At 36.0% G+C, this 13,190-nt stretch carries 14 protein-coding genes; 2 read left to right on the top strand and 12 right to left on the bottom strand.

Translation table 11 applies throughout. The annotated features are described in order from the left end of the window. Positions 1–19: 19 nt before the first annotated feature. On the bottom strand, positions 20–1,255 hold the full coding sequence (nusA, locus tag IPK91_12595; GenBank protein MBK8298089.1) for a transcription termination/antitermination protein NusA: 1,236 nt from the start codon (positions 1,253–1,255) through the stop codon (positions 20–22). Between the two features lie 5 nt (positions 1,256–1,260). After that, complete coding sequence (locus IPK91_12590) at positions 1,261–1,749, bottom strand: ribosome maturation factor (GenBank protein ID MBK8298088.1); 489 nt, start codon at positions 1,747–1,749, stop codon at positions 1,261–1,263. Here IPK91_12590 and mqnC point away from each other — a divergent pair. Then, positions 1,631–2,773, top strand: coding sequence for a dehypoxanthine futalosine cyclase (gene mqnC / locus IPK91_12585; GenBank protein MBK8298087.1), 1,143 nt, complete (start codon positions 1,631–1,633; stop codon positions 2,771–2,773). The genes IPK91_12590 and mqnC overlap by 119 nt on opposite strands. 11 nt (positions 2,774–2,784) lie before the next feature. Next, positions 2,785–3,615 carry a purine-nucleoside phosphorylase gene (locus tag IPK91_12580; GenBank protein ID MBK8298086.1) on the top strand — a complete coding sequence of 277 codons (831 nt, stop codon included), beginning with the start codon at positions 2,785–2,787 and terminating at the stop codon, positions 3,613–3,615. A 558-nt stretch (positions 3,616–4,173) separates the two neighbouring features. Here IPK91_12580 and IPK91_12575 read toward each other — a convergent pair. The 10 genes from IPK91_12575 to IPK91_12530 form a co-directional block, all read right to left on the bottom strand. Next, positions 4,174–4,653 (bottom strand): nuclear transport factor 2 family protein, encoded by a 480-nt coding sequence (locus tag IPK91_12575; protein ID MBK8298085.1) that lies wholly within the window; start codon positions 4,651–4,653, stop codon positions 4,174–4,176. Positions 4,654–4,889: 236 nt separating this feature from the next. Further along, positions 4,890–5,867, bottom strand: a complete 978-nt coding sequence (locus IPK91_12570) for a pirin family protein (GenBank protein ID MBK8298084.1) — start codon at positions 5,865–5,867, stop codon at positions 4,890–4,892. 825 nt (positions 5,868–6,692) lie between these two features. Continuing rightward, entirely contained in the window at positions 6,693–7,283 is a 591-nt protein-coding gene (locus IPK91_12565) for a hypothetical protein (GenBank protein MBK8298083.1), read from the bottom strand. A 327-nt stretch (positions 7,284–7,610) separates the two neighbouring features. Beyond that, a complete protein-coding gene (locus IPK91_12560; protein MBK8298082.1) occupies positions 7,611–8,042 on the bottom strand; it encodes an SRPBCC domain-containing protein in 432 nt (143 codons plus the stop codon). A gap of 153 nt (positions 8,043–8,195) precedes the next feature. After that, positions 8,196–8,903, bottom strand: a complete 708-nt coding sequence (locus IPK91_12555) for a response regulator transcription factor (GenBank protein MBK8298081.1) — start codon at positions 8,901–8,903, stop codon at positions 8,196–8,198. A 1-nt stretch (position 8,904) separates the two neighbouring features. After that, the gene (locus IPK91_12550) at positions 8,905–10,695 is read right to left on the bottom strand and encodes a sensor histidine kinase (GenBank protein MBK8298080.1); all 1,791 of its coding nucleotides are present in this window, start codon (positions 10,693–10,695) and stop codon (positions 8,905–8,907) included. Positions 10,696–10,879: 184 nt separating this feature from the next. Next, complete coding sequence (locus IPK91_12545) at positions 10,880–11,146, bottom strand: T9SS type A sorting domain-containing protein (protein ID MBK8298079.1); 267 nt, start codon at positions 11,144–11,146, stop codon at positions 10,880–10,882. A 10-nt stretch (positions 11,147–11,156) separates the two neighbouring features. Continuing rightward, positions 11,157–12,011, bottom strand: coding sequence for a hypothetical protein (locus tag IPK91_12540; protein MBK8298078.1), 855 nt, complete (start codon positions 12,009–12,011; stop codon positions 11,157–11,159). A 571-nt stretch (positions 12,012–12,582) separates the two neighbouring features. Next, entirely contained in the window at positions 12,583–12,741 is a 159-nt protein-coding gene (locus IPK91_12535) for a hypothetical protein (protein MBK8298077.1), read from the bottom strand. A 28-nt stretch (positions 12,742–12,769) separates the two neighbouring features. Next, the gene (locus tag IPK91_12530; GenBank protein MBK8298076.1) at positions 12,770–13,126 is read right to left on the bottom strand and encodes a hypothetical protein; all 357 of its coding nucleotides are present in this window, start codon (positions 13,124–13,126) and stop codon (positions 12,770–12,772) included. Positions 13,127–13,190 lie beyond the last annotated feature (64 nt).

The following is a 13,190-nucleotide window of genomic DNA, read 5'->3' as shown; positions in this document are numbered from 1 at the left end:
CTCAGGCTTAATATAAAAATCAATCTTTAAATTCCTCGTCCAGAATTTTAATTACCTCCTGTACGGTTTCTTCTTCCAAATCAGTTCTACGTACCAATTCTTCAATACTTAAATTTAATACACTTCTGGCCGTATCGCATCCAATCTTTTTAAATGCTTCAATAACCCATTCTTCAATTTCATCTGTAAATTCATCCAGATCCACATCATCCAATTCCCCTTCTTCCTGATCCCGATATACATCAATTTCATAGCCGGTTAATTTAGATGCCAATTTAATATTTGCGCCTCCTTTACCAATGGCCAGTGAAAGTTGATCTGCTTTCAAATATACATTTGCTTTTTTCGTAGCGTCATCCAGTTCTATGGTCGTGATTTTAGCAGGAGTCAACGAACGTTGGATATACAGCGTTTGATTATTGGTAAAATTGACAATGTCAATGTTTTCATTTCTCAATTCTCGCACGATACCGTGGATTCTGCTTCCTTTCATACCAACACAAGCTCCAACCGGATCAATTCGGTCATCAAATGATTCAACGGCAACTTTTGCGCGTTCACCAGGGATCCGAACGATTTTTCGAATAACAATCAAGCCATCTTCAATTTCTGGTACTTCCTGTTCCATCAATCGCTGCAAGAAATTACTGTCTGTTCTGGAAAGTGTAATTACGGGTAAGCTGTTGCGCAATTCTACTTTTTTAATTACAGAACGTACGATATCTCCTTTTCTAAAATGATCTCCACGGATGGTTTCCGTTTTAGGTAAGATTAATTCGTTACTGGTTGCGTCGTCAATTATTAAAAATTCTTTTTTCAATACCTGGTTGACTTCACCAATAACCATTTCACCTTCCCGTTCACTGTATCGCTTGTATACATCGTCTTTTTCCAATTCCATGACTCGTGAAACAAGCGTTTGTCGTGCTGCCATGATGGCCCGTCTGCCAAAATCATCCAGTTCCAACTGCTCGTAACATTCAAGGCCTACTTCATAATCCTCATCAATTGAAAGCGCTTCAGAAATAGCAATTTCTTTGAGATCATCGGTTACCTCGCCATCGGGTACAATTTTGCGAATACGCCAAATTTCCAAATCCCCTTTTTGAGTATTTACGATGACATTGAAATTTTCATCTGAACCGTATTTTTTCCGGATTAGGGAGCGGAATACATCTTCCAACACCCGCATGAGTGTAGGGCGGTCTATATTTTTTCCGGCTTTAAATTCTGCAAAAGTTTCTACAAGTTTCATCTTGCTTAAATTTTGATTACAATTTTTGCTTCTTTAATGATATCGTAAGGTAAATGCGTTTCAATAGTTTCCTTTACTTTCTTCTTTCCTTCTTTGCGAATTTCTTCGCGCGTCACAATCACATGATCGTCTGCAACTTCTTTAATGGTTGCCTGGCTTTCTGTTCCGTCTTTTAAAATCAACTGCAATTCTCTACCAATATTTTTTTTGTATTGTCTAGGAAAGAGCAGGGGTCTGTCGATACCTGGAGAAGAAACTTCCAACAAGTAATCAATCCCAAACCAGTTTTTTTCGTCGAAATGGGATTCCAGATAACGGCTGATTTTTTGACATTTTTCAAAATTAATTCCACTATCCGAATCTATAAATATCCGGATGGATTTTTTTGTTTGCTCTATGCCAACTAAAAAACTCGAATTTCTGAATGCCGAGGAGGGTTTGTACCTGTTTAAAGAGGCAGGTTTGGGTGAATTGATGTACGTTGCAAACGCCATCCGGTTTAAAAAAGTTCCCGGAAATACGGTCTCCTGGATCATTGATCGAAACTCAAATACCACCAATGTCTGTGTGGCTAATTGCAAATTTTGCAATTTTTACAGGCCTCCGGGTCATGCCGAATCCTATATCACTACGATTGAAGAATACAAGCAAAAAATAGAAGAAACCTTCCGGTTTGGGGGAGAACAGCTTTTATTACAAGGGGGTCACCACCCGCAACTGGGACTCGAATATTATTGCAATTTATTCCGGGAATTAAAGTCCTTATACCCAAATTTAAAATTACACGCACTCGGTCCACCTGAAGTAGCTCATATTACAAAACTGGAAAAATCCACACATTTCGAAGTGCTTAAATCCTTAAAAGAAGCAGGTTTGGATTCGCTTCCGGGAGCCGGTGCAGAAATTTTATCGGATCGGGTCAGACGATTGGTGAGCAAGGGCAAATGTGGAGCGGAGGAATGGTTGGAAATCATGCGCACAGCCCATAAACTGGATCTCACTACCTCTGCAACGATGATGTTTGGTCACGTTGAAACCTTGCTCGAACGTATGGAACACCTGGTCTCCATTCGCAATGTCCAGGAGCAACGCCCCGCCGGATCAAAAGGTTTTCTGGCTTTTATTCCCTGGCCATTTCAGGATGAAGGGACGATGCTCAAGCGACTTAAACGGGCTTACAATGCCTGTACCTCGGATGAATACATCCGGATGCTTGCTTTGTCAAGGATCATGCTACCCAATATTATTAATATTCAAGCCTCCTGGCTTACCGTTGGCAAACAAACCGCACAAGTCTGTCTGCATGCCGGTGCCAATGATTTTGGAAGTATAATGATCGAAGAAAATGTAGTTTCAGCAGCCGGAGCTGCCCATCGTTTTACTGCAAGTGGCATTCAACATGCAATTCGTGAAGCTGGCTTTATTCCTAAACTTCGCAACCAACAATACGACTTTATTGCAGTCCCTGAAGCAATCCAGGATCAGCAATTGGATCATCAAAAAATGTTGGTGGATTAATTTCGAAACCCATGACTGAATTATTTCAACAGGTTGAGCAGAGTGCTGCTTTTATTTCAAAAAAGTTTGATCAGTTTCCGGATCATGCCATCATACTTGGTACTGGTTTGGGTTCTCTGACCGACCGAATAGAAATCATCCGGGAATTATCTTATAAAGTCATTCCGTTTTTTGTTCCAACCACCGTTGAAACACATATTGGAAAATTAATATTAGCCAAATGGAAAGGGAAACTGATTTTTATTTTATCAGGTCGATTGCATTATTATGAAGGGTATAGTGCTCAAGAAATTACATTTCCAATTCGTGTGCTCCATCATTTAGGAGTAAAAAAATTATGGATCACCAATGCTTCCGGTACTGTAAATCCCAATTTTCAATCTGGTGACATCGTTTTTATAGAAGATCATATTAATTTTCATCCATCCAATCCTTTGCGCGGATTGCATGATCCTCGTTTTGGGGATCGATTTCCGGATTTATCCAGCGTCTATGATAAAACCTTATTAAAAAATGCCGAACAAGCATGCATCCAATCGGGCATTCCTTTTAAAACCGGCATCTATTTTGGCTTGCAAGGACCCAGTCTTGAAACGCCCGCAGAATACCGCATGATCCGTATTTTAGGTGCCGACATCGTTGGCATGTCAACGGTCCCCGAAGTCATCGTGGCACATCAATGTCAAATGCAAATACTCGCAGTTTCTGTAGTAACCAATTCGACTCCTGAAGTGGGACATTTTGTTAAAACGACCATGGAATCCGTGATAGAAGCTATTCAAAATGCCTCGGTGAGTTTGTTTGAAGTGTTGGAGAAGTTGCTGGAAGAAAAGAGCGGATAAGTTGATGGATTAACGTTTAAACTCCAGTTTCCGTGTCGCCCTCAGCGAAAATTTGTGTTACACGATTCCAAAAACATCCCATCAAAGATTTATGTTACAAGTGTCAGAGGGTATCCATACCGAGGATTTCTAAAACAAGTTTCCGAAAGCGTCCTCGCCGAGGATTCTTGGAGTATTAAGTTGATTTTACCAATAGTTCATTTCCTGATTTAGTTTAAAATAACACAAGTTTCCGAAGGCGTCCTCGCCGAGGATTTGTGGAGCATTAAGTTGATTTTACCAATAATTCATTTCCTAATTTAATTTAAAATAACACAAGTTTCCGAAGGCGTCCTCGCCGAGGATTTGTGGAGCATTAAGTTGATTTTACCAATAATTCATTTCCTAATTTAATTTAAAATAACACAAGTTTCCGAAGGCGTCCTCGCCGAGGATTTGTGGAATACGAAGTCGATTTTAACCAATATTTCAACTCCATTTATAGTTAAAAAATCTCTATTCTAAAATTAAATTAAGCACTCTAGGAATAAACCAAAGAAAATAACTTGCTATAAAACTTCATATTTTTGTGTGATTGGTATTCATATAATTCGTGAGACTATTTAAACCTTCTTTTCTTACTTTGTTCTTCAAGAAGGAAGTCCAGCCTAATAAAAATCCTGTAATACCTAATGCCTGCTTTGTCCAATTGTAAAAATTAAACCTGTCAGTATGTTTTACAATTTTTCCGTTTGAAAAGCAAAAATTAGCTTGAATATGATTTGTAACGTTTTGGCCAGTTTTTGAAAAGGTATAGTTGGCTTTCCATGATGCACTCCCTTTTTGTTCATCGGCAATAATATCTGAAAATTCAATTTGCAAATTCCTTCCTTGCACACAAAACATTTCCCACATTGCTCTTACGTGTTTCGCATCAAGGTCTACAAACACTTCGTCATTAAATACTGCATGATCTGAATAACAATTTTGCATCGTTTGAAAATCCCGATTTTGAAAAGCCTGATAAAATACTTTGATCAGTTCATGGTTTTCTGTCATAACGTAAAATTTTTTATAAAAAAATAAAAAAACCAAAATGACTTACTAAAAATAAGCTTTACTTTTCCTTTTATCAAGATTAGCTTTTAGAAAGATTACAAAAAAAAATATGCAGGTGCTTTCTTGAATTGACATTATCAATTTGTAAATACTCCCTTAAAAAAGGAATCGCGCAAAGTAAGCCTATACATAATTATATTATAAATAGTAACTCTGTTGGCCTATTTGGATAAAATTCAATCCGCTAAAAAACCAAATTTTCCATTGTTATAATCTTCAATAGCTTGTTTTATTTCTTCTTCGGTGTTCATCACAAATGGACCATAACTTACATAGGGTTCATTTAAAGGCTCACCGCTTAAAACCAATAAAATGGAATCCTTGGATGCTTTAATATTTATTTCACCGGATTCGTTTTTTAACTGGACATAGTGATTTTCAGGGGCTTCAAAATCGTTTATCACAATCGAACCGTCAACAACTAAAACCCCGGAATTGAAATTTTCAGGTAAATTGAACGAAAAATCTCCTCCTTTTTTCAAATGAATATCATAAAGATGTACGGGCGAAAATACACTGGCTATGCCTTTTAAATTATCAAATTCTCCGGCAACGATATGAATGGATCCCATTTCATTGGGTAAATCCTTCTTAGGCTTGTTCTCATGCAAAATACTTTGGTATTTTGCCGGGGTCATTTTATGCATTTTGGGCAGGTTGATCCATAACTGAAGCATTTCGAATGCACCACCTGTGCGATTAAACGTTTGTTCGTGATATTCTTTATGCAATACACCACCTCCTGCAGTCATCCATTGGACATCGCCCGGATTTATTATTCCATGATTTCCTTTGCTGTCATGGTGTTCCACGGAGCCTTTATATGCAAAGGTTATCGTTTCTATGCCCCTGTGTGGATGTACTCCCACTCCTTTTGAGATTTCAGAAGGCGGAAAATTTACTTCGGCATTAAAATCCAATAGAAAAAAAGGGCTCATACGCTCTTCAAATCCCTTTCCATTCGGAAAGTAGTTCATTACTTTAAATCCATTGCCCACCATGTGTGTATTTGTAGGAGACAAAACTCCTTCCACGCCTCGATATTTGCTGCTTGCAACTTTCTTATTGGCGCTAAGTATATTGTTGCATGAAAGCGTAAAATAAGCTACAATGCTGCCTAAAATTCCCTTCCTGAGAAAGTCTTTGCGATCCATAATTTCATTTTTATTATTAAATAAAGCCTTAAAGACTTGTGGTACTTTCTAAGCAAATTTACAATAAATATTTTTTATGGTGTCAAATCCATTTTGGCATCCAAATTAATCCCATATTGTTAAAATAAAATAGGTCTTTTATTAATTTTATTGTATCAATTATTGTAATATTTTCATTTAGTTTAGATCCTTCAGAAATACATTTGATTACAAATTAATTTATAAAGGCAAGTATCCTTTTCATTGTGTATCGCATTCATTTCGTGTCATCGGAAGCGCTATTACAAGTTAGGCATACTAAAAATAACCTACATTCAAGCATATTCTGAATTAATGTAATTTTAAAAGACATTTTCTCTAAGCCTTGCAACTTAATTTTTCTCTATACTTATTAGGATAACTTTTGCTAATAAAAATTGTTAAAATTAGTCAATAGACAATCCCGATGCTTCCACAATTGGCAACATTAAGTAATAATTTTAAACTCCGGTTTCTGAAGGCGGCTTCGCAGAGGATATCTAACACAATTTTCGAAGGCGTCCTCGCCGAGGATTTGTGAAACACTAAGTTGATTTTAATCAATATTTCATCTCCATTTTAGTTTAAAAATCATTACTCTAAAATTTAAATCCCTTTGCCTTCGGTGAGGACGCCTTCGGAAACTGTTCGCTTCGATTGAAATTGAAAGTGAATCGAAATTGCTAAATGAAAAAATTCACAAGCAAAAAACTTGCTTTATTACTTTGCGTCTCTGCGTGAAATTTCTTTCCTAAATTTAATGGAAAAGATAAAACCCTGAATTGCTAAATAAAAACACTGCTCCGGCTATTTACCTTTCCATTCATAAATATACTTATACAAACTACACCGGCCATTGTACACAGAAGCTAAAAATGCAATTTGCGCACCTGGCGTACCTGTAGGCAATGCTTTTCCATCTAAATACACAATCATTTTTGAACTTGGAGAAGGTGGAACTCCCAATCTGTGTGTGAGTCCAATCCTGCTATTGACTCCATCTGCTGTTTTTAAAAACGATGCAGCAATTACGAAGCATGGTTCTACTTCCGGACGGTCGAATAAAAGTGAAAATTCACCATTTGCCGAGTATTGATCTCCGGAATTTACCAATATGGTAACTTCCATATTGATTGGAATTTTATCCGTTGGCCGAATCTTTTTAGGTGGGCTGGTATAGTTACATAAAAACTCCCATTCATCATTATTTAATGCATATCGTGCTTTTATTGCACCTTCCTCAATAATGACACCGTAATTCTCTGATCCAGGGGGAAGGGTATCATAAACTCTGGTACTCACAATTTCCCAATATTCAGTATCTACTTCTTGATTCGTCGTATCCTTATTGCATGCAACAACTATAAATACCGCCAGTAATAAAAACAAACTTTTCATGCTACTATTTTATGTTTAACAATATTGAAAAGTATGATAATACTTGTTTCCTGATATGGATTTCAATCAACAACAAAAATGATAGATGTCAATCTATGCAGCTTTACACTCAAAGTGTAATGACGTATGATCGGATTCTTACCAGAACGGCTTGTTTGAAATACTCCATGTGATTTTTCAAAGGTTGAATTCACCGGCAAGAAAAATTAAGTTTAAATGGCTTCCGGCACTTTAATATCCAATATATTTAATAATTAACATGGTCAAGAACCAGCTGATAACTTTTAAACCAGGGATCCGCCCTGCACTAATTTCAGATCGCTTGCATTAAACATTAAGTCGTTCTTCATAAGCTACGCGCTCTCCAAATTCCAAATAGCGCTTTAAAAGTCTCAGATACATGGCCCAGCAATAATTTGATATCTTAAAATGCTCATTTGCTGTTGGCCATCCCGTGTGGTAAAATTTTAATTGGGTATAATTGCCATCTGGCTCAATCAAAAAACCGACCTTGCTCCCATTCCAATCCAAATCAGATTGCACAAACTCCAATTCAAATGCTTTGATAAATGTGTAACTTGTAACCACTGCAATCCACTGATACTCGGGACCAAAGTCAAATGAATAGCTTGCTCCGATTGATGGATTTCCAATACAATGTTTACTCCACCAGGCATCCAAGCCTTTTGGCGTTGAAATGGCTTCAAACACAAGCTCAGGAGTTGCAAGGATGGGAAAATTATGATAAATGCTCGCCATAATAAATGCTAAAATACCGATGAAATTTCAATTAACAATTTTGAGATTGGCAGCAATTCTACAAAATAAATTGAAATCCAATAGAAAAAACTGCATCTGTACGAATTTATCCTTTAGGATTTCCTGCAGAGGGCTAACAGGAAATAGAATACCCTAATCCTCTTTAAGTTTGCGAACTATAAACTCTCTATAGGTTCTGCTAATTGGTATAATGGCACCATTGTTCATTTCAATAAGTTCTCGATTCCATTTTTTTATAAATTTAGTGTTCACCAAAAAACTTCGATGGCATCTGACAAATAGAATAGAACTTAATGAGTCCTGTAAATATTGAATCCCTTTTCGAATAATTATTTTCTTATCTTTTACTAGAAAGATGTGTGTATAAACATGGTCAGCTTGTATAAATAGTATTTCATTTACATTTATCTTATAATTTTCCTTTCCATCTGAAATCTCCAATTTTTCAAGATCTGCATGATGAACTTGAAATAATTGATAAGCCGTTTCAATGCTTGTCCAAAGCGTTTCCTTTTGAAGTGGTTTTGCAATGTAACCGTAAGGGATTGTATTTAATGCTAATTCCAATATTCTTTTGTCGTGCTGGGAGGTAAGAAATATATAAGGTGATTTTGGTTCAACGGACTTCAGATAATTTGCCACATCGATTCCGGATTTATCGCCAAACAATCTTATGTCTAACAATACCAAATCGGGTGAATGCAAGTGAAAAGCAGCTAAAGCCTCTTCATAAGAAATGCAAATAGCACAGACGCTATGATTCATCTCCTGCAAGTACAATTTGATAGTTTCTGCAATTAGAATCTCATCCTCAACGATCAGTATATTTAACCGCTTCATATTAAACTATGGAGACTTTTTTCTCTTGAAAAATTAAATTAAATGATGAAGTTCCAAAAGCAGAGGAAGAACTTTGTGCTTGCAATTGTCTAACCATACTTTCGATTAACATGGTCCCCATTCCCTCTTTATTACTGCTCTTTACAGAAGGAACTACTCCATTGTCCTGATACTTCAAAATAAATTTATTTTCAAAAGCATTAAGTTTAAATTCAAGTAGCAAAGTTACGTCTTCTCTTCGGGCATATTTTAGAGAATTGCTAATAAGTTCTGTACAAATAATTCCAATAGGCATCGTCGTTTCTAAATTAAGATAGATAGGGGCATCTGTTTCCAAATGATACTCAAATTTATGCGCGCTGGTATGCAATGCCAAATAGTGTTCAAGAAGCTCTTTAATATAAGAGCCTAACTCGATCCTTTCAAATTCACCGGAATTATATAAGTGTTCATGTATTAAGGCAATGCTACGTATTTTGTTTGCAATTTCTTCGAGAAATTGAAATTCGCTGTTATTTTTTATTTTATTATAATGCAAGGCAAGCAGGCTTATAACTAATTGAAGGTTATTTTTAACACGATGATGGACTTCTGAAAGCAACATGTTTTGGCGTTCCAATGATCTATTTAGTTCATGGTTTTGATTTTGAATGAAATGTTTTTGCTGTTCGATCTTCCTTCTTTTTAAATGATTGCTATAAAACATTCCTGCAATAATCAGTAAACATAATCCCAATATAGCGATAGCAATTTTTTGCAAGTTGGATTGCCTTAATAGACTATCTGCTTTTTTCTTTTCCTCACTTACCAAAAAATCGATTTCGGATTGAGAAATTTCAGCATGATTTATATCTGTTTTGGATAATTTTAAATACTTATTTGCTAATTTAGAATTTGAGTAAGCTGAATCTGACTGATGATTGTTTTCAAAGATAGCACTCTTCGCTTCATAAAAAATCGACATCAGCATGTGGTATGAAGGATTGTATTCTTGGATTTTGCTTAAATAATTAGCCATTGTATCTAACCAATTACCTGAAGGTTGCTGTAAGTGATACTTTTGCTGACAATTGTAAATACTCATAGCCATATACGATGCTCCATCATAATTATTGTTTGATATAAAATAGTTCTTGGCTTTCCAAAAATATTGTGCAGCACTATCTTTTTTAGGAGTCACCATGCCAATTAACATATTTGCATCGGCAGCCTGGCGAATGTTCTTGTAGATTTCACTATTCTGCGCTGCTAAGTTGGCATAATAGAAACTCGAATCTAAAGACTCATAAATTCTATGGTAGCTAGAATATCTAACCCAGAGAAAACTATTTAACGACCACAGTTTATTGCTCTCAATTATATTTTTAGAAATTTGGAGATGCCTTAGACAATCCGTTTTCCTTCCTATGGTCTCCATGCATCTGGCAATTGAAATATGGCAACTGGCCATTAATTCAAAGTCTTTTAGCAATTTGGCTTGTGTACTTAAAAAATAATATTCCTTCAGTGCCTCTTGAAATCGATTATGTAATTCCAATACTTCACTCCGGTTATACAAAATCCAAAGTGCATCTGGACAATCCTCTAAATTTTGATTTTTGATTATTTTATTTATTGAATCTGCATAGTTTAAAGCACTTATTGGCGAATAGGAAAGCAACATTTTGTTTAATTCCACATTGGCACTATGGAGCCATGAAATGTCGCAATTTCTTCCCCATATTTTAGTCTGACCTATCAATAGCCACCCTAAAATAAAAATACTTATGCTCCAATGTTTAATTAGTTTCACTTGGTTTGCAAATTGCTAAGCGAAGTAAATTGTATTCATAACAAGATAATACTGATGAAAATGCATGGCATGCATCATGTTTTCTACTAAATAGAAACAATATACTATCAATTTTATATATTTTTAAACGAATTGATTTCAAAAGTCGATTTATTGAATTAAACCACTCTTTATTATAGTATGATTAATAAATGATGATTTTATGTCTTTCAGTACCCCCATGATATATTAGTTCTACCAAATAAATACCCGTCTTTAGCTGTGGAATTTCATCGGCAACTAATTTAATTTGAGGATAAAAACTGGTAAAAAGTACCTTGCCATTTAAATCCAGCAACTTAAAAGAAAGATTACTTTCCCAGGGCAAATTTATATTCCATTGTACCGGGCCAAAACTTGGGTTTGGAAAGACATTTGAATACCTTGCCTTGGATCCATCAGAACAGCACAATTCAGAATTTCTATTTGTTTATTGATAGTGGCTTCACAGTTTGAACTTTTAATTTAAGTACAATTGAATATTTTCCTGGTTGTGTGTAAATAATAATTGGGTCTCGTTCAGTTGAACTGCGATTGTTTCCAAAATCCCATAAAAATTCAATGTCTTGAATGGAATCCTGGAAAGCACCGTATTCAATTAATCGGATACTATCATCTGTACAAGCCGTTCCTGATACCAAAAAATTGGAAATAAACGAGATCATTGGATCAGAGCATGGGGCGCAATTTTCACTAAAAATATGTTGCGAGTCAAAATTAAAGGGGTCACTTCTCCAATTAACCTGACTATAGTTTTCATCATCGACTTGAATACAAACTAAATCTGGATTATTTTGAACTTCGATCACCTCCATATCAAGATTTATTCCATTGGCTAGGTTAAGAGATTTAAGTTTTGCAGAATATGACCAAAGTGCTAATAGTTTTTTATTTCTGCTTATATCCAGCGACAATATAGGATTGTTGCTACAGTCAAGTGATTCAAGATCTGGATTGGATGAAATTATCAAACGATCCAAATTATTTTCGCTGCAAAATAAATACAACAATTTAGGGTTTTTATCCAATTGATCTAAATTCTTAATTAGGTTCTTGCTACAGTCTAAACTTTTGATATTAACAAATGCCTCCAATCCAGTCATATCAGAAATTTGCAAATTTCGACAAGTGATCCCTTGTGAAAAAACTTCGGCCTCTGAACATTCAATTTCCTGATTGCCATTTGTATTGATCAAAGGATTACTTAGCAAATACGTTTTAAAATTTACATCCGGAATGGTGACATAACAGGTGGAAGATAGTGTGACGGCAATCACATTGCTGTTGGCACTGGCACCATTGATGTTGACGGCCTTATGCGGTAATAATAGGTCTGATTATTGGTCAAACCAGTAATCAAGGCATTCACATTATTTCAACATTCAGGTTGTTGTACGCCGTCAATATGGTGCTGCATGAAGCGCTGGCAGAAACATCTATGGCAAGATGTCGCCCTTGCTGAGCTCTGCCAATTGGCTGTAAAGCCTGAAGCGTTTATGTTCGTGGCTGGTAAGGCAACAGGAATCTCCGGAGCTTCCGATGCATCGCATGCGCTTTGGACAGCTTGCTCAGAATTACAACCCGCTGCATTCCCTGAAATAGATCTCAGTCCAGGACTGTCCAGGTAGGTGCAGATATTAGGGAGGTTGCAAACCGCGAGCAAAGGATTGTTTTGAACAATGAGTCCACTGCCTTTAATATTACTGAAGGGAATGTTTGAAAGCCCTGAAATGGAGTTCAATTTATTTATTTCCTATGATTCAGGCTGCCGTTCAAAGCAGTTAATTTATTCAATGCATCCACATGTAAGGGAAGCATTGTTTTTAATAAGAATTTCGCTTACACTGCTTAGTTGAGAAAAGCAAGAAGATTGGAAAGCAAGGCATTATTCTCAATGGTTAATGCCCCGTTGATGATGGGCACATTTCCAAATGCTGTGATGGTTTGCAATATTGGATTATTGATCACGTTTACGATTCCATTAATTTGGGTCAAGGTATTTGTCAAATTGATTAGATTTAACTTGGGATTATTTTCAATACCGGATGGTTGGCAGAGAGTTCATGGAAGTATATCCTGATATTTCAGTTAATTCTTTATGATCTCCAATGTACATTTGACCAGCAGAAGTTAATTTATTGAATGAATTAATTTTAGTAATTGTTGAATTATCCACAATCCAAAAAATTACCTCCCACCGATTTTTAAATTTTGCAAGCCATCCAAATTCACTAGGGCTGTTTCTCACAATATTGATCTGACCAGTGACATTTTCCAGATTGCTAAAACCATTCAAGTTGGTGATATTTGAATTATCGGTGATATTTAGATTTCCTGTGATTTGGATACAATTTGGATAAAGGATCTTAAAATTATCTACTTGCTTGCGTATAAACGGTTACATCTCCAGAGGACATTGTGCAAATGACACGGAAATGGTATTGCTATTGGGACTA

The sequence above is a fragment of the Saprospiraceae bacterium genome, assembly GCA_016712145.1.
Taxonomy (GTDB): domain Bacteria; phylum Bacteroidota; class Bacteroidia; order Chitinophagales; family Saprospiraceae; genus Vicinibacter.
Note: the sequence above shows the minus strand (reverse complement) of the source record. Positions and strands in the feature narration are given on the sequence as shown.

Excerpts from the sequence above, each read along its gene's own strand:
- nusA (MBK8298089.1), bottom strand. The coding sequence starts at position 1,255 with ATGAAACTTGTAGAAACTTTTGCAGAATTTAAAGCCGGAAAAAATATA.
- mqnC (MBK8298087.1), top strand. The coding sequence starts at position 1,631 with ATGGATTTTTTTGTTTGCTCTATGCCAACTAAAAAACTCGAATTTCTG.
- IPK91_12590 (MBK8298088.1), bottom strand. The coding sequence starts at position 1,749 with ATGGCGTTTGCAACGTACATCAATTCACCCAAACCTGCCTCTTTAAAC.
- IPK91_12580 (MBK8298086.1), top strand. The coding sequence starts at position 2,785 with ATGACTGAATTATTTCAACAGGTTGAGCAGAGTGCTGCTTTTATTTCA.
- IPK91_12575 (MBK8298085.1), bottom strand. The coding sequence starts at position 4,653 with ATGACAGAAAACCATGAACTGATCAAAGTATTTTATCAGGCTTTTCAA.
- IPK91_12570 (MBK8298084.1), bottom strand. The coding sequence starts at position 5,867 with ATGGATCGCAAAGACTTTCTCAGGAAGGGAATTTTAGGCAGCATTGTA.
- IPK91_12565 (MBK8298083.1), bottom strand. The coding sequence starts at position 7,283 with ATGAAAAGTTTGTTTTTATTACTGGCGGTATTTATAGTTGTTGCATGC.
- IPK91_12560 (MBK8298082.1), bottom strand. The coding sequence starts at position 8,042 with ATGGCGAGCATTTATCATAATTTTCCCATCCTTGCAACTCCTGAGCTT.
- IPK91_12555 (MBK8298081.1), bottom strand. The coding sequence starts at position 8,903 with ATGAAGCGGTTAAATATACTGATCGTTGAGGATGAGATTCTAATTGCA.